Annotated in this window: 17 protein-coding genes; 3 read left to right on the forward strand and 14 right to left on the reverse strand. The window is 37.9% G+C overall.

The window, feature by feature from the left end; all coding sequences use genetic code 11:
• Window positions 1-241: 241 nt before the first annotated feature.
• The 13 genes from FNZ60_RS00865 to gshB form a co-directional block, all read right to left on the reverse strand.
• Window positions 242-1075: an outer membrane protein gene (locus FNZ60_RS00865; RefSeq protein WP_142415873.1), complete on the reverse strand. Its 834-nt coding sequence runs from the start codon at window positions 1073-1075 to the stop codon at window positions 242-244.
• 1853 nt (window positions 1076-2928) lie between these two features.
• Window positions 2929-3249 (reverse strand): hypothetical protein, encoded by a 321-nt coding sequence (locus tag FNZ60_RS00870; protein ID WP_185913390.1) that lies wholly within the window; start codon window positions 3247-3249, stop codon window positions 2929-2931.
• Between the two features lie 690 nt (window positions 3250-3939).
• On the reverse strand, window positions 3940-4560 hold the full coding sequence (locus FNZ60_RS00875; protein WP_142415875.1) for a ribonuclease D: 621 nt from the start codon (window positions 4558-4560) through the stop codon (window positions 3940-3942).
• Complete coding sequence (locus tag FNZ60_RS00880) at window positions 4553-5947, reverse strand: M20/M25/M40 family metallo-hydrolase (protein WP_142415876.1); 1395 nt, start codon at window positions 5945-5947, stop codon at window positions 4553-4555. The genes FNZ60_RS00875 and FNZ60_RS00880 overlap by 8 nt, the downstream gene beginning before the upstream one ends.
• Window positions 5948-6032: 85 nt before the next feature.
• Window positions 6033-6908, reverse strand: a complete 876-nt coding sequence (mutM, locus tag FNZ60_RS00885; RefSeq protein ID WP_142415877.1) for a bifunctional DNA-formamidopyrimidine glycosylase/DNA-(apurinic or apyrimidinic site) lyase — start codon at window positions 6906-6908, stop codon at window positions 6033-6035.
• 305 nt (window positions 6909-7213) lie between these two features.
• Window positions 7214-8461: an aminopeptidase gene (locus tag FNZ60_RS00890; protein ID WP_142415878.1), complete on the reverse strand. Its 1248-nt coding sequence runs from the start codon at window positions 8459-8461 to the stop codon at window positions 7214-7216.
• Window positions 8462-8638: 177 nt separating this feature from the next.
• Window positions 8639-9475, reverse strand: coding sequence for a cell wall hydrolase (locus FNZ60_RS00895; RefSeq protein ID WP_142415879.1), 837 nt, complete (start codon window positions 9473-9475; stop codon window positions 8639-8641).
• Between the two features lie 604 nt (window positions 9476-10079).
• On the reverse strand, window positions 10080-10802 hold the full coding sequence (phoU, locus tag FNZ60_RS00900; protein WP_142415880.1) for a phosphate signaling complex protein PhoU: 723 nt from the start codon (window positions 10800-10802) through the stop codon (window positions 10080-10082).
• 21 nt (window positions 10803-10823) lie between these two features.
• Window positions 10824-11582: a phosphate ABC transporter ATP-binding protein PstB gene (gene pstB / locus FNZ60_RS00905; RefSeq protein ID WP_142415881.1), complete on the reverse strand. Its 759-nt coding sequence runs from the start codon at window positions 11580-11582 to the stop codon at window positions 10824-10826.
• A 51-nt stretch (window positions 11583-11633) separates the two neighbouring features.
• Window positions 11634-12923 carry a phosphate ABC transporter permease PstA gene (gene pstA, locus FNZ60_RS00910; RefSeq protein ID WP_142415882.1) on the reverse strand — a complete coding sequence of 430 codons (1290 nt, stop codon included), beginning with the start codon at window positions 12921-12923 and terminating at the stop codon, window positions 11634-11636.
• On the reverse strand, window positions 12920-14380 hold the full coding sequence (gene pstC / locus FNZ60_RS00915; RefSeq protein ID WP_142415883.1) for a phosphate ABC transporter permease subunit PstC: 1461 nt from the start codon (window positions 14378-14380) through the stop codon (window positions 12920-12922). The genes pstA and pstC overlap by 4 nt, the downstream gene beginning before the upstream one ends.
• 77 nt (window positions 14381-14457) lie before the next feature.
• Complete coding sequence (locus FNZ60_RS00920; protein ID WP_142415884.1) at window positions 14458-15504, reverse strand: PstS family phosphate ABC transporter substrate-binding protein; 1047 nt, start codon at window positions 15502-15504, stop codon at window positions 14458-14460.
• A gap of 145 nt (window positions 15505-15649) precedes the next feature.
• Window positions 15650-16588: a glutathione synthase gene (gene gshB, locus FNZ60_RS00925; RefSeq protein ID WP_142415885.1), complete on the reverse strand. Its 939-nt coding sequence runs from the start codon at window positions 16586-16588 to the stop codon at window positions 15650-15652.
• An 88-nt stretch (window positions 16589-16676) separates the two neighbouring features.
• Between gshB and FNZ60_RS00930 the strand changes: the two genes are divergently transcribed.
• On the forward strand, window positions 16677-17453 hold the full coding sequence (locus FNZ60_RS00930) for a molybdopterin-synthase adenylyltransferase MoeB (RefSeq protein ID WP_142415886.1): 777 nt from the start codon (window positions 16677-16679) through the stop codon (window positions 17451-17453).
• 315 nt (window positions 17454-17768) lie between these two features.
• Here FNZ60_RS00930 and FNZ60_RS00935 read toward each other — a convergent pair whose 3' ends face one another.
• Window positions 17769-18332, reverse strand: coding sequence for a c-type cytochrome (locus FNZ60_RS00935; protein WP_142415887.1), 564 nt, complete (start codon window positions 18330-18332; stop codon window positions 17769-17771).
• Window positions 18333-18436: 104 nt separating this feature from the next.
• Here FNZ60_RS00935 and FNZ60_RS00940 point away from each other — a divergent pair, with 104 nt between their 5' ends.
• Both FNZ60_RS00940 and FNZ60_RS00945 read left to right on the forward strand, forming a co-directional pair.
• The gene (locus tag FNZ60_RS00940) at window positions 18437-19168 is read left to right on the forward strand and encodes a 3-deoxy-manno-octulosonate cytidylyltransferase (RefSeq protein ID WP_142415888.1); all 732 of its coding nucleotides are present in this window, start codon (window positions 18437-18439) and stop codon (window positions 19166-19168) included.
• The gene (locus FNZ60_RS00945; protein WP_142415889.1) at window positions 19165-20028 is read left to right on the forward strand and encodes a prephenate dehydratase; all 864 of its coding nucleotides are present in this window, start codon (window positions 19165-19167) and stop codon (window positions 20026-20028) included. Before FNZ60_RS00940 ends, FNZ60_RS00945 begins: the two co-directional genes overlap by 4 nt.
• Window positions 20029-20298: the final 270 nt, after the last annotated feature.

Genomic DNA, 20298 nt, shown 5'->3' on the forward strand with positions numbered 1-20298 from the left:
GCCGAAGATAAAAACACTTCATACCCTCGTTTTATACGAGAAACTGGAAACGGTGTATATAAATAAATGATTGATTTAAAATGTAAATCTTATTTTTTTGTTTATGAAAATACTTTTAGTAAAGTCTGATAAATATCTTTTCACATCCACACTAAAATATGGAAGTGTGATAATATAGCAACAAAAATAACAAGAGACCCTATCTTTAACAGAGCCTCTTCGTTATTTAACTGATCATCTGTTAAAATTTGTAAGCAACACCAACACGGAAATCATTGGTTTTATAAGAAGTTTCATATTTATCATTTGAGAATTTCTTTTTACCAAAATCGGAGTAACGATATTCCGCACGGACAATAACATGATTGGTCATGGCTAAATCAACACCTGCACCAAGGGTGTAACCAACAAGAGTCTTTGTTTCATCAGTAAGATTACCAGAAGCTATAACTTTGTCTGAATCTTTTCCTGTTATTGAAATCGATGCAGTATCTTGAAGCTGTGTATAGGCAATACCCCCCGCAACATAAGGCATAATACGTTCAGCAGCAAAACCAATACGTACACGCGTTGCACCGGCCCACTTTTCTTTAAAAGTAAAACTATGTGTCCGTTTAGAACCCTCTACGAGTGCATCTTCACCAATATTAATTCCAGCCTCTTTCAACATCCTCTTAATATAATTGACGTGACCTTTGTCAATGAGAAATGTTTCTCCTGTCTTCGTGTCGCTTTTATCAGTCCACATGATATCTGTATCGACACCTAAAATGAGACCATTGCCAAGATCAATATTGGAACCTGCGTAAAGCCCCCCCATAAAACCAGATAATTTAGGCAAAAGGCTTTTACTCACAGGAATCTTTTGTCCTCCAGCAAGAATATCCATCTTCGTCTTACCAGAAAAACCACCAATCTGCCCACCAAGGTATAAACCTGTCCAAGAAAAAGTTGGTGCAACAATAACGGGAGCAACAGGTGTTGGATTCGGGGGAACAATAACATCTGCTGCCTGCACCGCTGAACCTGAAATAAAAGCGAAAGCAGAAGCTGTCATTAACCATTTCATATTCATATTTTCTCTCCATAGCTGAATATTTATTTGAACACATCATGTCATATAGAGCCGCAATTCCAGATATCTGTAGTAAAAATGACACACTTATAAAAAAACAAAAAGCCAATCACAGCGCCCTTAATTGCTTGTGCTTTAACAAATGAGAAGTAAACGATGCCCATACACAAATGGGTTCCTCTCACCATATTTTTTTCTTTATAAATTTTTCAAAAAAACTGTGTCATCCCCCGTGTAAAGCATGTGTTATTAACTATGGAAAGATAGCTTATTGATTATAATGCAAAAGTTATCTTTTCCTCTGTAATATTGAAAAGGCTTTCATCTTAAATCATTTTATTTAAAGTAAGCAAAATCACCCACCTATAGGTTACAAACAAGCATGTGTGTGTAAAACCTGTTTAAGAAAAAGCTAAAAATGGCTTTTATGACACTCTCAATATCAAAGACAGCGAAAAAACTATTACGATCTTGAGAAAATGCACATAGCTCTTTGATTATTTTTTTTACTGTAAAGGATGTGTGTTGCATATAAACAAAGTTTCGAATACTTCATAGGTTGTAACAAGATCACATTCAACTTACCTGCTCTTTGTTTTTACGTTAGACGCTTATTGTTTTTGAAAGATTGCCCATTTTTATCTCGACTTTGTAGAAAATCTTTTTCAAAGCTTCAGCCTTCTTTTTTGGCGCTCTATTCCATGCTCTTTTATAAACTAAATTGAAAAAACAATTCATGATAAACAACCGGTATGATAAACATTGAAACTTATATAAAAGCTCTCCCTAAAGTTAAAAAAATGAGAGATTGTTCTTAAAGTGTTCAAAACAAACCTTGCTCTAAAAATCATGAATTTGGTAAATAATTTGGTGGAAAAAATACCTGAAATTGAATCATAGGCAAATAATGCAGTGTTTTTAATTGTGTCGTTGAAACATACTACAAAAATCAAAAGTTTAATTAAAAAAGTTTGTTATACCTTCACTCATAAAGTCCTCCTCGATTTTGAGGAAAGGGCCTCATCGCATCCAGTATGCAAACAGCTAAGACTCTTGTCAAACGAGGTTTCTTCATTTCCCGCTCATGTAATTGACTTAACTGAAGACTCTATGGACTAAACCCTGCTCTGATCCATCCCTTCCTTTAAAAATGAATGATCACGGAAGTTTAAATGCCACACTTAAAAAGGTATTTACCGCTTCCACCCAATCTATAGGTTTATAAACCCATAAAATTTGTAATAGAGCGATAAATTTATAACGAGCGATTGCCATTATACAGTTTTTACTGAAATCTCCCAGCTCCTATATTTTCCAATGTCAAAACACCATTGGGTTGTATAGCCACGCATTCACTTTAAAGAGACATCTCTTATAGTTTCCACTCCCATTTCGCAACGGCAAACATGAACGGTATAAGGTAAATCCCTTGTTACCATCTTTATGCTTATGAAAGAGCAAACAGATACCCTCCTGCACTCTGCTAATCTCCAAGCCTGCCTCAACCTTCTCGCCCTTACAGACGGCTCATAAGAGGCATTTTATTGTACAGCCTCACTCCAAACGCTCATCACGCTGGTAAAATACAAAGAAATGATTTTGATTCATTCAATCATGGAGCACGTTTGAAATAGGAAAAGCCTATGATACTCTGTATTCTCACTCAACACGCAAAACAATGAATAATCATTATAAATCAATATACTTTATAAACAGTGCATTTCATCCTTATCGCGCAGAATTATATTACTCTTTGCAAACAAACACTCCTCCCCCTTTCCAATTGATAAAAAATATCTCTTTTCTTCAACTCCCGAGCATAGTTACAACTCCTGATATTATCGTTTCACTTTTTAGAAACTCATTGGACCTCGTGACAATCTTGGCCGCCCTTTTTTACCTGGTCCTTTTTTAGGGCCTCTGTTTTTACCAAAATGTGATACAGGTACTAACTGAGCAGCTGTCATACACGGGTTGCTATTTATACAAGAAAGTTCCATTTGAACAACATCAGATAAAGCCTTACTCAGCTGTTCCCTAGAAAAAAGATCTATAAGAGGAGCAACTGAAGATGCTCTCTGTATAAGGTTTTGAGACGCCCAAAAAGCCCCCCCCTGAGCGACAGAGATTGAAGTAAAAGTAGCAAAAGCTGTCATAAAATATTTTATACTCATAAATTTAACCTCATTAAAATATTCATAATGAGTTTTACCTAGTATCTTCATTGCAAATTTCCAGAAAAAATAGCATGTTTATAGATAAAAAGTGAAAAATATAAAAAAAACAAAGTTTTGGAGCATCTTAATTTTAAAATAAATACAAATTGCCCTGCTCTACCAACATAGAAATCTCTTGTTTGGTAATAAATAAAAGCATAAAGTATCGTCTGGAAGAAACGACACAAGTATCACATCAATATATTTATAAATCAAAGTATTATACCATTAAAGAGCGTGAAGCACGCGTGTCATCTCCATGACTTAATGATATTGCTTTAGATACTTTTGAAAGGCATAAAGTAGAATTAAGGATGGTAAGAATGGAAGTTGTTTTTACATTGATGTCTTCATATTCTCGGCAAATTAAGCCATATACCGATTTCAGAAATTGAAGTCCTCCAACCTAGCATATGTTCCCAACCTCTCCTCAAAATCGCTTTTTTCAAATAAAGACCGTTAAAAACATAAGCATAAAAAAGCATAAAGCCGTAAATGTATTTTTATTGCCTAAACTTCAACTAAAATAGCGCAACTCTATTATAAAAATGCTCTCATCAAAAAAATAAGAGGAAAAAATGCCGATAATGTGGGCATTTTATCCTCTCGCATTAATAATTCACTCCATTTAAAAGCCAATTTTCAAAGCTAGCTATGCGCAAAAATATCAACTTCCGACCACCCTAAAAGGTCAAGCCTAGCTCTCATAGGCAAAAATTGAAAACATGCCTTAGCAACACTTTCTCGCTCTTCGCGTTTTAAGCGTTCTTCAAATATAACTTTTAAACGATGCAAATATAACACATCCGACGCAGCATATTCAATTTGTGCCTGAGATAACTTTTCTGCCGCCCAATCGGAAGATTGTTGCTGTTTAGAAATATTCACATTCAGCAATTCACTACAAATTTCTTTCAATCCATGACGATCTGTATAGGTACGCGTAAGTTTTGAAGCAATCTTTGTACAAAAAACAGCCTCTGGCATCACTCCAAATGTATGCGCTAAAATAGCAAGATCAAAACGCCCAAAATGGAATATCTTGGTGACTGCATTATCTTTAAGAATCTTGACCAAATGAGGCGCACTCTTTTGTCCTTTAGCAATCTGTATAATATCAGCAGTCCCATCTCCAGAAGAAATCTGAACAACACATAAACGATCACGATGTGGTTGAAGCCCTAAAGTCTCAGTATCAATCGCAATGGCATCAGTTTTATAATTGTCTAAGTTTGGTAAATCACCTTGATGAACACGAATCTCAGCCATTTTTCCCCCTATTTGCAAAAGCAGCAAGAATACGTGCCCAAGACCGTTGCCCTTTATGAAATGATTTTAGATTATACTTTTCATTAGGGGAATGAATACGGTCATTATGTAACGCAAACCCAACTAGAATAGATTCCATATCAAGAATTGACCGAAAATCTCCAACCACTGGAATCGAGCCCCCCATAGCTTCAAGTACAGCAGGATTACTCCATTCTTGCGATAAAGCTTCCTTTGCCGCCTTAATACAAGGTGAATCATAAGGTATTTGAATTGCAGAAGAACCACCATGTTCCTTAAACTCAACAGTACAGTCAGCAGGAATAAGACTGTGCACATAATGACGGAAAGCTTGACGTATTTTATCCGGATCTTGCTTATGCACTAAGCGAAAAGACACTTTCGCATTCGCTTGAGAAGCAATAACCGTTTTTATTCCCTCTCCTTCATAACCACCACTAATCCCATTAATTTCTGCCGTAGGACGTGCCCATACAAGTTCTAAAATGCTCCGACCTTTTTCACCAGAAGGAATGGAAAGTCCTATAGGACCAAGAAAATTTTCAGCAGTACAGTCCAATGCATTCCATAATTGTAAAATATGTGGAGGTGTTTCCTCTACGCCATCATAAAAACCAGGAAGTGTTACCTGACCATTATCATCATGAAGTCCTGCTAAAATTTTCGTTAGGATATGAATAGGATTGGCCGCGACTCCTCCAAAAGCACCAGAATGCAAATCACGATTAGCTGCCGTAATGGTAACCTCTTCTCCTAAAATACCCCGAAGAGCAATACAAATAGATGGTGTATCTGCATTCCACATTGAAGTATCACAAACCAATGCATAATCAGCCTTAAGCTCATCCTTGTTTTCTTTCAAGAAAGGAACAAGAGAAGAAGAGCCACTTTCTTCTTCCCCCTCCAATAAAACAGTAACTTTAATGGGAAGCTGTCCCGTTTCTTTTTTAAACGCACGGCACGCTTCAATAAAAGTCATCAACTGCCCCTTGTCATCAGAAGCTCCGCGAGCACAAATAACCTGTTCTCCCTCTTTCTCTTTTAAGGAAGGACTAAATGGATCATCTTCCCATAAACTTAGTGGATCAACAGGTTGAACATCGTAATGTCCATAAAATAACACATGTAAACAATCCTCTGAAGGTCCTGGATGATGCCCAACGACCATTGGATGACCTGGTGTATCACGCCGTGAAGCCTCAAAACCAATGCTTTTTAAATCTTCTACTAACCAATCAGCTGCTTTACGACATTCATCTTTATAAGCCGAGTCTGTAGAAATCGATTGAAAACGTAAAAGAAAAAAAAGGCGTTCAAGGCTCTTTTCTATATTCTTATCAAGATGTGTTAGTACTTTATTCAGCATAAAAAAACCTCTCAAGCCTTGTATTTTCGTATAATTGTCAGATCCTGACTTTAAGCTTCTTGTCGGATTTTGCAAGACACCTTATTCATTTTTGACATTGTGAGCAGTAAAAACTTGAACGCCCAGCCTGTAAAATACGGAGTATAGGCGTTCCGCATTCCAAACATTCCTTGCCTTCTCGTCCATAAACTGAAAAAGCATGTTGAAAATAACCAAGTGAACCATCTACATGCGTATAATCACGTAAAGAAGAGCCACCAGACAAAATGGCTTCAGAAATTACATTGCGTATATTCTGTGCTAAAGAATCTGCAAGTTCACGTGCATGTAGGTTTTTTGATGCCAATGTAAATGCCCCACGGTGTGGAGATAAACGACTCCGCCAAAGTGCCTCACAAACATAAATATTCCCAAGACCCGCAACGATAGATTGATCAAGTAAAACCCCTTTAAGAGACATTTTTTTATTAACAAAAGCCTTTTGTAAATAATGACCAGAAAATGCATTACTCATAGGTTCAAGCCCTAGCTTATTTAAAAGCGGATGTTCATAAAGCTTGTCTGTATCAACTAAAAGCATAAACCCAAAGCGACGCACATCATTATAAATAAGATGATAAACTTCACCATCCTTGGCTTGAAGAACCATAATAAAATGATCATGCTTAACCAATTTACTTGTCTTTGAAAAACCTTTTCTTAAAAGATCATTCTCTATACGCCATGAGCCCGACATTCCTAAATGGCTTAAAATGGTTTCATCCTGAGAAAGATGAAATAATAGATATTTCGCACGCCGACCAAGCTCTATAATTGTTCTGCCAACAAGACGCTCAGAAAAAGCCTCAGGAAAAGGAAAACGCAAATCTCTACGATTAAGTTTGGCAGACACTATCTTTGCATCAGTGACAACAGACTCAAGTCCACGACGAACTGTCTCTACTTCAGGAAGCTCTGGCATCAGTCCTCTTTAATAATTATGCACTTTTTTAATGATTTATGCACTTTCCAATCATATCACCGATAAATTGACTTCTTCTCTGTTCTTAAAGAACGAAACCCCTCACCTCATCTGGTCTATAAAAAAAACAAGCTCTCGTCAAATGGACCTCTCTTGGCTTCCTAACCATGTGATTTACTTACCAAAAGATTTTACGGTCAGACCTCCACCTTGAGTATTCAACACGTACTCTTATAGAATACTTCACATGTCAAGAAAGCCTACATTTCCCATCTCAAATGACGGTGTTTTACACTATAACAGGATTAAGCCCATTCGCCCTTACGAAAAATAGGAACTTTCGCACCATCCTGCCTAATGCCATCTATATCAATTTCACCAGAACCAATCATCCAATCGATATGAATAACACTTTTATTACCGCCACGTGCTGCAATCTCTTCTGGTGTCAATGATGCACCATCTAAAAAGCATTTGGAATAACATTGCCCTAAAGCAATATGACAAGCTGCATTTTCATCAAATAGGGTATTATAAAAAAGAAGACCACTCTTAGAAATGGGTGAAGAATGCGGCACAAGAGCAACTTCACCCAATCGGCTTGCCCCCTCATCACTTTGCAAAACCTGCTGTAAAACTTCCTGACCTGCTGATGCACAAGCCTCAACAATACGCCCTGCTTCAAAACGCACTTCAATATTATCAATGAGTGTTCCTTGATAGGAAAGTGGCTTTGTTGAGCGAACAAATCCTTCAACCTTATGAGCATGAGGCGTTGTAAAAACTTCCTCTGTTGGAATATTAGGATTGCAAACAATACCATTTTGAGCAACTGATGACCCTCCATGCCACTCATGATCATCAGCCAAACCAACCGTTAAATCAGTCCCTGGTCCTGTAAAGTGCAAGGCAGAAAAACGCTGCTCATTAAGCCAAGATGATCGTTTCTTCAAAGTTTCATTATGGACAATCCATGCATGCACCGGATCTTCCCCTGTAACACGTGAAGCTGCAAAAATTGCATCGGCTAATTTTTTTACCGCTTCATTAAGTGGTAAAGAAGGAAATATCGCTTCAGCCCATCCTATTGTTGGGTAAGCAACAATCGACCAATTGATAGCAAAATTTGATATTTTTTTGAGAGCAGGTTGGTAAGCCAACGAAGTTGCCTTATTCAAACGCGCAACTTTATCAAAGTCTTGATTGGAAAGGAGCAAAGGATTATCACCAACAATCGCTAAACGTGCAGCCCCATTTTCAAAAGCCTTCGCCATTCCCTCATAAAGCCAAGAAGGTGCGCAATCAAAACTTGCCGTATGGGCATTTTCAAAACGCATAAGCGATAACATATCATCACTAAAAATGGGTGTAATGACACCAGCACCAACCTTATAAGCATGATAGGCAATACGTCGAACAAAAGGTAATGCTGAAACTGGAGCCGTCAAAACAAGATCCTGCCCCTCTTGTAAATTAAGCCCCACTTTTACCGTAACTTCTGCAAGACGATTAAGCAATTCAGGAGAAATGGTCTCATGAATATCAAAATACATTACCAATATCCTTCTTTAAATAAATATATTCCTTACGCCGTCATATTCTAAATTGTTTTTTCAAAACCTTTGCGTTCACTTTCTCTACGTATATTTATACGTGCCATTATCGCTAAAGGGTTTACTGAATGCATTAAGCCACAATAGCTGTATACCCCTTCTTTGGTCGTGAAAAAATTACCAGTTTCTACGTCGTTTTTCTAACATTGCAACAATTGCATTTAACTGATCGGATGAAGGTAATGCCATAATCGCTTTATTTTCTTCTTTCTGAACTAAATGTTGAGGTGCATAGCTTGGAATGGGAACTTTATCAAGCCGAACCATAGCAAAAGACTTAAGCTCTACCGCCTTGGATTGTGCTACTTCTGTCGAAGAAGATACACCTTTTTCTACCTTTATTCCCTTATTTTCTAAGCCTTCATCGATAAAGTTTGGAACATGACCAGAACGTTCTTGAGCAAAAGCATAAGCAACATCATAAGGACGATTATTGGTAGGAACTTGAAGTGATCCATCACGTGATCGTTTTTCATAAAAAGCATTGCCCCCTGCAACATGAACATAGTGCATGTTTCTATAAGGAAAAGACAAACCAGCGGTGTGGAAAAACTTAGCGTGTTTCACTTTCTTATCTCGCTCACCCCGTAAAACAGCATCAGCGGCCTCTCTTACACGAGCAACAGATGCTTTCTCCGTCATAGGACGCGTTAAAACGCCAGGAGCAAATTGCTTATATTGGCCAACAACACCACAAATCGTCTTGGGATAGGCGGTTGAATTAACACGATTCATAACAACCGTCCCAACAGCAATCATTCCTTCACGACTTGAGCGATTTGATTCAAAATACATCGCACGCATAAGGCATTGGCGCTCTGTCAATGGATACGAAACTGTTTTTGTTCTCTTATTATTTACTTTGCTAGCATCTAAATGATTTGCAGCACACCCCACAGTAACCAACGGCAATACGCAACAAGTAACAAAAACATCCCAACATTTTTTTTTCATCTTATGCAAAACATTCCTATAATCTCTAGCCTATATATAATCTCTGAGCTCTTTCAAACTTTGAAATAAGCTTTAAATGTATCTCTCAAAAAAGTATATAACTAATCGTCACCGCTCAGTAAAATTTTAATACAAGCGGTAATCAAAAACTATCTGTGTGAAATAAATAATAAAAAAATATCAATTTATAGACCAATACTATCATTCCTAATAGCCACACACAACCCATAATACCCCTCGCATTTTCATCGCAATAAAATTAAGACACTTTCAAAAACGACCCATTCATTCTACATACGAAAAAAATTGGAACATCAAAACTTTTAGCATCAATATTGATAAAAACAATACAGCTATCCCCTTAATATAAAGTTTAACAAAATGAACAGAAAAATCCCCTCTGATCACAATACAAACGATGATATCATTCAATATGCAAATATGTCAAATCAAGGGTTAACAACCCGTTATGTTAACCTGAAAAAGCTCTTTGTTGCTTCTCTATGCTTCTTTGAGAATATGGTTATTACATTCTTTCTATAGCTGCACTGTAAAAAAAGATTCAATGTATCTACAAGCTTCTTTCAGATCTTTTTAGAAAAATTTAATCTATTTTCTTCTCACTTATGCCAACTTTATATGTAAGGTCATCGCGAGGACGATCAGAAGACATATGATCACCCGTTATGATATAATGCAACATTTCAGCAATATTGGTAACATGGTCACCAATTCGTTCGATATTCTTTAAACAAAACAATAAATGCGTACAAACTGTAATATTGCGCATATCTTCCATCATATATGTCAAAAGCTCACGGAAAAGAGAGGTATACAAAGCATCGATCTTTTCATCACGCTCACGCACGGCATCAACACGCTCTAATAGACGACCCGTATAAGCATTTAAGACTTCTTTTAATTGATTGAGTGCTAAAGCTGTAATTGTTTCAAGCCCATGATAAAAGGAGGCGGATTGACGTATTTCTGAAAGGGCAACAGTCCTCTTAGCAATGTTTTTGGCCATATCCCCAATGCGCTCAAGATCAGAAGAAATACGAATGGCTCCAATGATCTCACGCAGATCTACAGCCATCGGCTGGCGTTTGCAAATAATAGCAACCGCTTTTTCATCAATATCACGTTCTGCTTCATCTAAAAACACATCATCGGCAATCACTGCCGTTGCTAGCTGAAGATCACTACATACAACCGAGGCAACAGAACGTTCAATCATTCTTTCTGCATGGCGCCCCATTTCTATAATCCTTGCTTTTAGATATTTTAGTTCTGCATCATAAGAACGAACAGTATGGTTCATAGACATATTTTATACTCCTCAATTCACCTATCCAAAACGCCCCGTAATATAATCTTGTGTCCGTTGTTCTTTGGGTGAGGTGAAGATCATTTCCGTTGCACCAACTTCTACTAAATGCCCTAAATGAAACATGGCCGTATATTGAGAAACACGGGCTGCCTGTTGCATAGAATGTGTTACAATAACAATTGTATAATTTTGCCGTAACGCATCAATAAGCTCTTCAATCCGTGCCGTCGCAATGGGATCAAGAGCTGAACAAGGCTCATCCATCAAAATAACTTCAGGACTAACCGCAATGGCACGCGCAATACACAAACGTTGTTGTTGTCCTCCGGATAAACTTGTTCCAAGATCATGAAGACGGTCTTTTACTTCTTCAAATAGACCAGCTTGCCTCAAACTCTTTTCAACCACATCATGCAATTCAGAACGCGTTTTTACTAAACCATGAATGCGTGGACCATAGGCAACATTTTCAAATATAGATTTTGGAAAAGGACTAGGCTTTTGAAAAACCATTCCAACACGGGCACGTAATTCTACAACATCGATCTTCGGATCATAAATATTCTCCCCATCTAAAGTAATAAGACCCGTTATTTTAGCCCCTTCAATCGTATCATTCATACGGTTGAAACAACGCAAAAAAGTCGACTTTCCACATCCTGATGGACCAATCAAAGCCGTGACTTGATGTTCAGGAATATCAAGAGTAATACCGTGAAGAGCTTCTTTGTCTCCATAAGAAACCTTTACATCCTGACCACGCATTTTAATCTTCATAACAAAAACTCACCTTGCAAAAATCTTATCGAAATTATTATTTATTAAAAATTACTGGCGGCATTCAAATCGTCGACGTAAAAAAACCGCAGAAATATTCATGATCGCAAGAAAAATCATTAATACAATAATAGCCCCCGATGTCTTTTCAATAAAAGCGCGCTCTGCTTCACCTGCCCACATAAAAATTTGAACCGGCAAAGCTGTTGCCGGGTCCATAGGAGTTGTAGGAATATTAACAACAAAAGCAACCATTCCAATCAAAAGCAAAGGGGCTGTTTCACCCAAAGCCTGAGCTACTCCAATGATTGTGCCTGTCAAAATACCAGGTGCTGCTAAAGGAACAACATAATGAAAAATCATTTGTGTTTTTGATGCCCCCAACCCTAACGCTGCTGCACGAATAGAGAGAGGAACCGCACGCAAAGCAGAACGTGTTGCAATAATAATCGTGGGAAGAGTCATGAGCGCTAAAACAAGACCACCAACAAAAGAAGCTGAACGGGGTAATCCCAAAAAATTAACAAAAACCGCGAGTCCTAAAAGACCAAAGACAATCGAAGGAACAGCGGCAAGGTTATTGATATTCACTTCAATAAAATCTGTAAATTTATTTTTACGTGCATATTCTTCCAAATAAAGAGCCGTTGCTATACCTATCGGAAGTGAAATCAATAAAACAATACCTATCATATAAAGAGAACCAATGATCGCAACACCTAATCCCGCAGTTTCAGGACGACTTGAAGCACCAAATGTAAAAAAACCAATATTAAATGTCTTATAAAGCGTACCATCATGCGCTAAACGCTTTATCCATTCTACTTGTCGGTTAGAAACTTTGCGGTTTTTTTCTGCTACATGCAGATCAATCTGCCCCTTATAAGCAGAATCAATATCCGCTGCTGCTAAAACTTTAATTTTTTGCATTGTGCCAATCAGTTTTGGATTTTTTGTCACCATTTCACGCAGTTGTACACGGATACCTTTTGAAAACATACGGTTAATGTCCCGCAGAGAGGCTCGATCATTTTGATTGATATCAAGTTTTTTTACTAAAGCATTGCGTACAAGAAGAGGATAATTCGCTGTCATGAGAACTTGTGGATTTGTTTGACGTTGACCACTTGGATCAATAATCTTTTCATCCAAATAAACCGATAATGCCATTTCACTTTGAAAAAAAGCTGTATAGCCTTGACTAAGGATAGACCATAAAAGCGCAAATAAAAAAAACAAACCAATAAAAATAGCAATTAAACCATAGGCACGAAAACGACGTTCAGCCCAATGTCGACGTTTAAGGCTAATATTGCGACGAGGAAAAAAGTCTTTATTCATTCATATTGTTCCCGATATTTACGCACAATATAAAGAGCTAGAATGTTCATCAAGAGGGTCATGACAAAGAGTGTCATCCCCAAGGCAAAAGCCACCAGAGTTTGCGGAGAATTAAACTCAAAATCGCCGGTTAATTGATTAACAATCTTAACCGTCATGGTGGTCATTGCTTCGAAAGGATTGAGTGTTAAGTTTGCAGCAACACCTGCTGCCAAAACGACAATCATTGTTTCCCCAATTGCGCGCGATGCCGTTAACAAAATGGCTCCCATAATCCCTGGAAGTGCTGCTGGTATAATGACTTTTTTTATCGTTTCAGATTGTGTTGCTCCTAAACCATAAGAACCTTCACGCAAAATGCGTGGAACAGCCGTAATAACATCATCTGACAAAGAGGAAACAAAAGGTATCAACATAATTCCCATCACAACGCCAGCGGTCAAAACACTTTGTGCCATAATAAAACCACCACCATTTGAAAGAGAAGCAGACAAATCACGTAAAAATGGTCCTACAACCTTCAAAGCAAAAAAACCATAAACAATGGTTGGGATTCCAGCAAGAACCTCCAATAATGGCTTTACAATTGCTCGCAATCGTCCAGAAGCATATTCAGCCATATAAAGCGCTGAAAACAGTCCTATAGGCACAGCAAAAAGCATCGCAACAAATGCAATATAAAGTGTACCAGCAAGGAGCGGTATTAAACCAAATTGTCCACCTTCATCGTTTGAACCACTCGCAGCAAAACGTGGATCCCAAACCGTTCCGAAAAAGAAATTTGAAAAAGATACAGACTGAAAAAAGCTTATTGTTTGAAAAAACAGAGAAAGTGCAATGGCAATTGTCGTTAAGACTGCGACAATAGAAGCGCAAGCCAATCCAATAATAATCAAAGTCTCAACCTTATTGCGCGCACGTTGATGAGGCGCAATTTGTATCATTCCACAGATAAAACCAAAAGATGCAATAGCAAAAAGAAAACCATGACCAATAAATTGAAGCTTTTTAGAAAAAAACATCCATGACCGTGCTATTTTGAACACATCATCTGATGCTTCACGCGGTAGAATAAACCCCTTCGCCAGTAATTGTGCCTGCACTTCCTTATAAGAAGCGGTGGAAAGATTCCCTTCAAAGTAATGAATCATTTTAACAAGACTTCGAAGAGCCTCCCAAAGTAGATTATAATTGACAGATTCTGTTACATGCGCACTATATGCATTAAGCTCTTGAGAGGCATTATATTCTAAATAAATCGCACTCCCCCCATCCCACAAAATTAAAAAAATAAAAGCTGGAATAACCGTAATCAAAAAAGTCCACCAGCCATAATAATATGCACGAGAATGCATTTTATGTTGTTTGTATTCAAAAGTGCGGGCTTTCCTATAAGAAATACAAAAGCCACAAAATCCAAAAAGCAATAACAAAAAAACGATGAAGGAAATGCGCATTTTATCTTTCAGTTTTTATAAAAAAAATAGCACCCAAAACGCTTGGCTCCGGAAACCCAATAAATTATTCCCCCAAATTATTTCAACATCATTACCCGACCAGCAGAAAAATCAGAACGCTGTGCTTGACGCTCGTTTTCAGGAGCAACAACCAAACCATATTCAGCCAAAGGACTATCCGGACCGATCATTTGATCAGAAAGAAAAAAGTTAACATACTCTCGCAAACCTGGAACAATATCTAAATGGGCTTTCTTAATATAGAAAAAAAGTGGTCGAGAAACTGGATATTGTCCGCTAGAAATTGTCTCAACTGTTGGCGAAAAACCATTAATATCGGCAACCTTTAGCCTATCAGCATTATTTTGATAAAAAGACAACCCCAAAATACCAACCCCAGTTTTATTCGAAGTTAAACGCGCAAATGTTTCAGAATAATCACCATCAATATCAACCGCTTTTCCATCCTTACGGACCGCGATACAAGCAGCGTGTATCTCCTTATCATCCATTCCTGACGACTTCATCACCTCAACTGCCCCACTCTCTTTACAGCCCACAGCAAGTAATTTTTCCTCAAAAACTTCCCGTGTTCCATGCTTTTCTCCAGGAATATAGGCTTCTATCATCCAATCAGGAAGAGAACTATTGACAGCACTCCATTTCGAAACATTATTGGGTTGCAACTTTCCATCTATAATAATTCGAGCAGCCAAGGCTTTATAAACATCTACCGGCTGTAATTTCCAATCAGGACCTTTAATATCCGTTGCAAAAACGATGCCATCATACCCAATGCGTATTTCTCCAACATCTCTCACACCAGCATCAAAACAAGACTGTAATTCACTAGGCTTCATTATCCGCGAAGCATTAACAATATCAACAGTGTTCTCCCCAATACCATGGCAAAATTCCTTAATACCAGCTCCTGTCCCACCCGATTCGATAACCGGAACCTTAAAATGCGGATAAACTTCTCCAAATGTCTCAGCAACAATCTTTTGATAAGGTAAAACTGTAGATGAGCCAGTAATCTGTATTTGATCGCGTGCGTTGCCTCCCTTTACGGACAGCAGTAACATTAAAATCAATCCCACTCCAATTGATAATACCCTGCTCATCTATAAACTCCTTAAAAATTGAGGACAAAGCCTCTTAACGTATATCATACGGTTATTCTAGTTCACATTTGCAGCATAACAAATATAAAAAAACAACATGAATCATTTTTTTACAAAACCATGTGTTGGCTCTTTGTCAAACAAATCATTTTGAACGTTTTAACTCAACAACATCCCAAAACAGATGCGCAACATCTGTACCGCAGAAGCGCTTAATTTCACGAATTCCCGTAGGAGATGTCACATTGATTTCTGTTATATAATCTCCAATCACATCAATCCCCACAAAAAGAAGACCACGCTCTTTTAAGGCTGGACCAATGCGTTCACAAATCTCATAATCACGTTTTGTTAATGCAACATTTTCCGCGCGACCTCCAACATGCATGTTAGAGCGCACATCTGTTTTTGTCGGAATTCGATTAATGGCTCCAACAGGCGTTCCATCAAGCAAAATAATTCGTTTATCGCCTTTTCGTACTGCCTCTAAATAACGCTGAACAATAAAAGGTTCGCGATAAATGTCTGAAAACATTTCCAGCAATGATGCTAAATTGCGATCATCTTGTTTTAAATAAAAAACACCAGCGCCGCCATTCCCATAAAGTGGTTTCACAATAATATCGCCAAATGTCTCTCTAAAAGCTGTTATTTCTTCAATATCTTTGGTAATTAATGTTTCTGGCATCAAATCAGAAAATTCAGTCACAAAAATTTTTTCTGGACTATTGCGTACCCATGCCGGATCATTCACAACGAGTGTTTTCGGATGAATGCGTTCTAATAAATGAGTCGTGGTAATATAATTGAGATCAAAAGGCGGATCTTGGCGCAAAAGAACCACATCCATATCTCTTAATTCCATGCGAATAGGCTTTCCTAATTGATAATGGTTTCCCTCTTCATCATGGACAGTCAATGACTCTAGTTGTGCAATCACACAACCATCGCGCAAAGATAAACGATCTGGTGTATAATGGAAGAGAGAGTGTCCACGTTCTTGCGCTGCTAAAGCGAGTGCAAATGTCGTATCTCCTTGAATCCGAACTGTTGAAATATGATCCATCTGAATGGCAATTTTCATAAATAAATCCTCCCTTAGCTTAAAAGCAGACTGGTTTATACATCATAAACTTAGTAAACAATAAAAGAACGATGACAAGAGAAAATTCATGACACAAGAAACAGATATAAAATTCAACAACGAAGAAATCGAACGCTATGCACGCCACATCATTTTGCCTGAAATTGGTGGAGCGGGGCAACAAAAGCTCAAAAAAGCGCGTGTTCTTGTTGTGGGTGCTGGTGGTCTTGGAGCGCCTGTCTTAACTTATTTAGCCGCCGCAGGTATTGGAACCCTTGGAATTGTCGATAACGATACCGTTTCACTTTCCAATTTACAACGTCAAATTATTCATAAGACAGATGCAATCAACCAAAGCAAAACAGACAGTGCTGAAACCACTATAAAAGCTATAAATCCCAATGTTACGGTTGAAAAACACACCCTACGCTTAGAGAAAAGTAATGTGGATAAACTGCTCAATGCCTACCATATTATTGTTGATGGAAGTGATAATTTTACCACACGCTATCTTCTTGCTGATCACGCAGCCCAATGCAAAAAGCCTTTAATAAGCGGTGCTGTAGAACGTTTTAATGGCTCATTAACCGTCCTGATGCCGTATAAGGACAATAACCCTCACTATCGTGATTTATTCCCCACACCTCCTGCTCCTGGGACTATCCCAACATGTGCTGAAGCTGGAATCATTGGTGTTTTACCCGGCGTTATTGGAACCCTACAAGCAATGGAAGCGATTAAAATAATCACAAACACCGGAGAACCACTCGTAGGAAAGATCCTTCTCTATAATGGATTATTAGCGCAATTTAATATTATTACCTATAAACGGAAAAATTATAAAGAAAATACCTTAAACGAATAAGAAGCTTTGAGAAGCATGATTTTATCCCTTCTCATTTTCAAAACTCTTACGATGTGTATTGAAACTGGATGTTTTACAGCAAATCATCGAAATGCTGTAAACAATCGAAACGTTTAAATTTATCATAAATATTGAAGACCTCTTGTAGAAAAAATCTCTTTAAAATAAGCGGATGAATGTGCGACGTGAAGTGCGTTCTGTTTTGTGTGAAAGACTTTTTCCTATCAAAACATCAATGAAGGTCCTTATGATAAAGCCTTCAGAATCAAATTACAAAAAACATTGCATTTTTTTCTAAAGTGAGTATCTCTGATTTTAGCTTGGTTTATTCGCTTTACCATTATCCCTTGGTATGGGAACAGGATTATCGGATAAACTGCGCAAATAGAGCAAAAGATCTGCACGATCTTGGTCATTTTTAATGCCACGGAACGACATAATGGTTCCAGGAAACGCTTGACGTGGAGAATGTAGATAACGATCCAAATTGACAAAATCCCATTTTTGATCAGAATGTGCACGCAATGCCCGTGAATAGGCAAAACCTGCTGTTGATGCCAAAGGACGGTTAACAATCTCCCAAAGAACTGGACCAACACGCCCTGCTTGATTGCGTCCAGAAGTATGGCATATCGCACATTGACGAAAAATTTTACGCCCATTTTCAAGATTTCCTTGCTGAAGGCGGCTATTGAGTGATAGAAAAATTTCAGGTTCTTTCTTTTCTTCTTTAAATGTATTATTCTTGGCAACAGTATGATGATCTTCAACGAATGTAGAATGATCATAAACTATATCGCTGAGTGTGGAAATTCCCACAACAACGACCAGTACACATAAACAAGCACAAATAAAATAGATAACCCTCGAGAAATTCATAAAAACTCAAATATTCATGGTTTCATTACCATTTTGAGTTTAAGCTTTTTCTTTATAACACACAACATTATAAATGTATCATAGACGACATTTGGAATCTTGCAATGGCTCTTGAACCGATTATTCTTATTCCTGCCCGTATAGGCTCAACGCGCCTTCCCCAAAAAGCCCTCGCTGAAATCGCAGGAAAGCCGATGATTGTCCATGTTGCGGAACAAGCTAAAAAAGCGGCAATAGGGCGCACAATCGTTGCAACAGATCACCATGATATCGCCAAAGCTGTTGCAGAATATGGGCATGAATGTATCATAACACGAGATGATCATAAGTCTGGCTCTGATCGTATTTATGAAGCTTTGATGCGTGTTGATTCTAAACAACGCTATAATGCCATTTTGAATATACAAGGGGATCTCCCGACGATAATGCCTCATGAAATCATCAGTGCATTACGTCCTTTAGAAAATAGCTTTACTGATATTGCAACCTTGGGGGCTCAAATCATTGCGGAAGATGAAAAAAGAGATCCCAATGTTGTCAAAATCATTGGGACACCGCTTTCTCAAAATCGCCTTCGTGCTCTTTATTTCACGCGTGCCACAGCTCCCTATGGAGAGGGGGTTCTTTATCATCATATTGGACTATACGCCTATCGGCGTGAAGCACTCGAGAAATTTGTATCATTCAAACCCTCTACACTCGAGATGCGTGAAAAACTTGAACAATTACGTGCATTAGAGCATAATATGCGTATCGATGTGGAAATAATCGATACGATTCCCTTAGGTGTAGACACACAACGTGATCTCGATAGAGTACGTAAGATTTTAGCATGAAAACACTCAAAAAAACCAATAAAATCTCTTTCCAAGGAGAATACGGTGCTAATTCCCATATTGCTTGCTCTAATATATTTCCCCATATGGAGGCTGTTCCCTCTGCTACTTTTGAAGACGCTCTTAATTTAGTGGAAAATGGGAAAGCTGATCTTGCTATGATCCCGATTGAAAATACTCTTGCTGGACGCGTTGCAGACATTCATCATCTCTTACCACAATCATCGCTTTATATTATTGATGAATATTTTTTGCCTATCCACTTTCAACTCATGGTTTTGCCTGGCGTTACCCATGATGAAATTAAAACCGTTCACAGCCATACGCATGCCCTGGCACAATGCCGAAAAATCATACGAAATAATGGTTGGAAACCTGTTGTTTCTGAAGACACCGCTGGAGCTGCAAAATTTATTAAAAAAAGCGCTCAACGTTCACAAGCAGCTTTAGCCCCTCTGATCGCAGCAGAGCTCTACGGGCTTGATGTTCTTGAAAGAAATGTTGAAGATAACCCTCATAATATTACCCGTTTTGTCATTCTTTCACGATCCAAACGACATGTCCCCAAACCTACAAATGGCCAAAAAATTATCACCAGTCTGCTTTTTCGAGTGCGTAATGTCCCCGCTGCTCTCTACAAAGCCATGGGAGGATTTGCAACGAATGGTATCAATATGACAAAATTAGAAAGCTATCAAATTGGTGGAAATTTTAATGCAACGCAATTCTTTGTTGATATTGAAGGGCATCCTGAAGATCCCATGATGAAACTTGCCTTAGAAGAATTGTCTTTCTTTTCTGCTGAATTACGTATTATCGGTACTTATCCCGCACAAAATGATCGAACATCGCATATGTAAAAGCAACAAAACCACCATCATGTTTTGCTAATCTCGAAGGATATCCTAAAAATCCTATAATGCAATGTATCTTAGAAAAACGCATTTTTTTATGTTAAACGTCCTTCATTATGAAGCTAAAGCAAAAAGAAAAAGAGTAATAATATCCGATAATAGAATATATAAATAGTTTTGATAATGTTTTTTGACAAATTACATGATGACAAATAGTAATTCGACGCGTACAAAGAGCTCTTGTAAAGAAAAACAATAAACGAAAATGAAAGCACT

This window comes from Bartonella massiliensis (assembly GCF_902150025.1).
Lineage (GTDB): Bacteria > Pseudomonadota > Alphaproteobacteria > Rhizobiales > Rhizobiaceae > Bartonella > Bartonella massiliensis.

What these genes read in the sequence shown, in the direction of transcription:
- pstC (WP_142415883.1), bottom strand. Translation starts at nt 14,380, where the DNA reads ATGCGCATTTCCTTCATCGTTTTTTTGTTATTGCTTTTTGGATTTTGT.
- mutM (WP_142415877.1), bottom strand. Translation starts at nt 6,908, where the DNA reads ATGCCAGAGCTTCCTGAAGTAGAGACAGTTCGTCGTGGACTTGAGTCT.
- pstA (WP_142415882.1), bottom strand. Translation starts at nt 12,923, where the DNA reads ATGAATAAAGACTTTTTTCCTCGTCGCAATATTAGCCTTAAACGTCGA.
- FNZ60_RS00865 (WP_142415873.1), bottom strand. Translation starts at nt 1,075, where the DNA reads ATGAATATGAAATGGTTAATGACAGCTTCTGCTTTCGCTTTTATTTCA.
- pstB (WP_142415881.1), bottom strand. Translation starts at nt 11,582, where the DNA reads ATGAAGATTAAAATGCGTGGTCAGGATGTAAAGGTTTCTTATGGAGAC.
- FNZ60_RS00870 (WP_185913390.1), bottom strand. Translation starts at nt 3,249, where the DNA reads ATGAGTATAAAATATTTTATGACAGCTTTTGCTACTTTTACTTCAATC.
- phoU (WP_142415880.1), bottom strand. Translation starts at nt 10,802, where the DNA reads ATGTCTATGAACCATACTGTTCGTTCTTATGATGCAGAACTAAAATAT.
- FNZ60_RS00940 (WP_142415888.1), top strand. Translation starts at nt 18,437, where the DNA reads ATGGCTCTTGAACCGATTATTCTTATTCCTGCCCGTATAGGCTCAACG.
- FNZ60_RS00930 (WP_142415886.1), top strand. Translation starts at nt 16,677, where the DNA reads ATGACACAAGAAACAGATATAAAATTCAACAACGAAGAAATCGAACGC.
- FNZ60_RS00945 (WP_142415889.1), top strand. Translation starts at nt 19,165, where the DNA reads ATGAAAACACTCAAAAAAACCAATAAAATCTCTTTCCAAGGAGAATAC.
- FNZ60_RS00935 (WP_142415887.1), bottom strand. Translation starts at nt 18,332, where the DNA reads ATGAATTTCTCGAGGGTTATCTATTTTATTTGTGCTTGTTTATGTGTA.
- FNZ60_RS00895 (WP_142415879.1), bottom strand. Translation starts at nt 9,475, where the DNA reads ATGAAAAAAAAATGTTGGGATGTTTTTGTTACTTGTTGCGTATTGCCG.
- gshB (WP_142415885.1), bottom strand. Translation starts at nt 16,588, where the DNA reads ATGAAAATTGCCATTCAGATGGATCATATTTCAACAGTTCGGATTCAA.
- FNZ60_RS00880 (WP_142415876.1), bottom strand. Translation starts at nt 5,947, where the DNA reads ATGCTGAATAAAGTACTAACACATCTTGATAAGAATATAGAAAAGAGC.
- FNZ60_RS00890 (WP_142415878.1), bottom strand. Translation starts at nt 8,461, where the DNA reads ATGTATTTTGATATTCATGAGACCATTTCTCCTGAATTGCTTAATCGT.
- FNZ60_RS00920 (WP_142415884.1), bottom strand. Translation starts at nt 15,504, where the DNA reads ATGAGCAGGGTATTATCAATTGGAGTGGGATTGATTTTAATGTTACTG.
- FNZ60_RS00875 (WP_142415875.1), bottom strand. Translation starts at nt 4,560, where the DNA reads ATGGCTGAGATTCGTGTTCATCAAGGTGATTTACCAAACTTAGACAAT.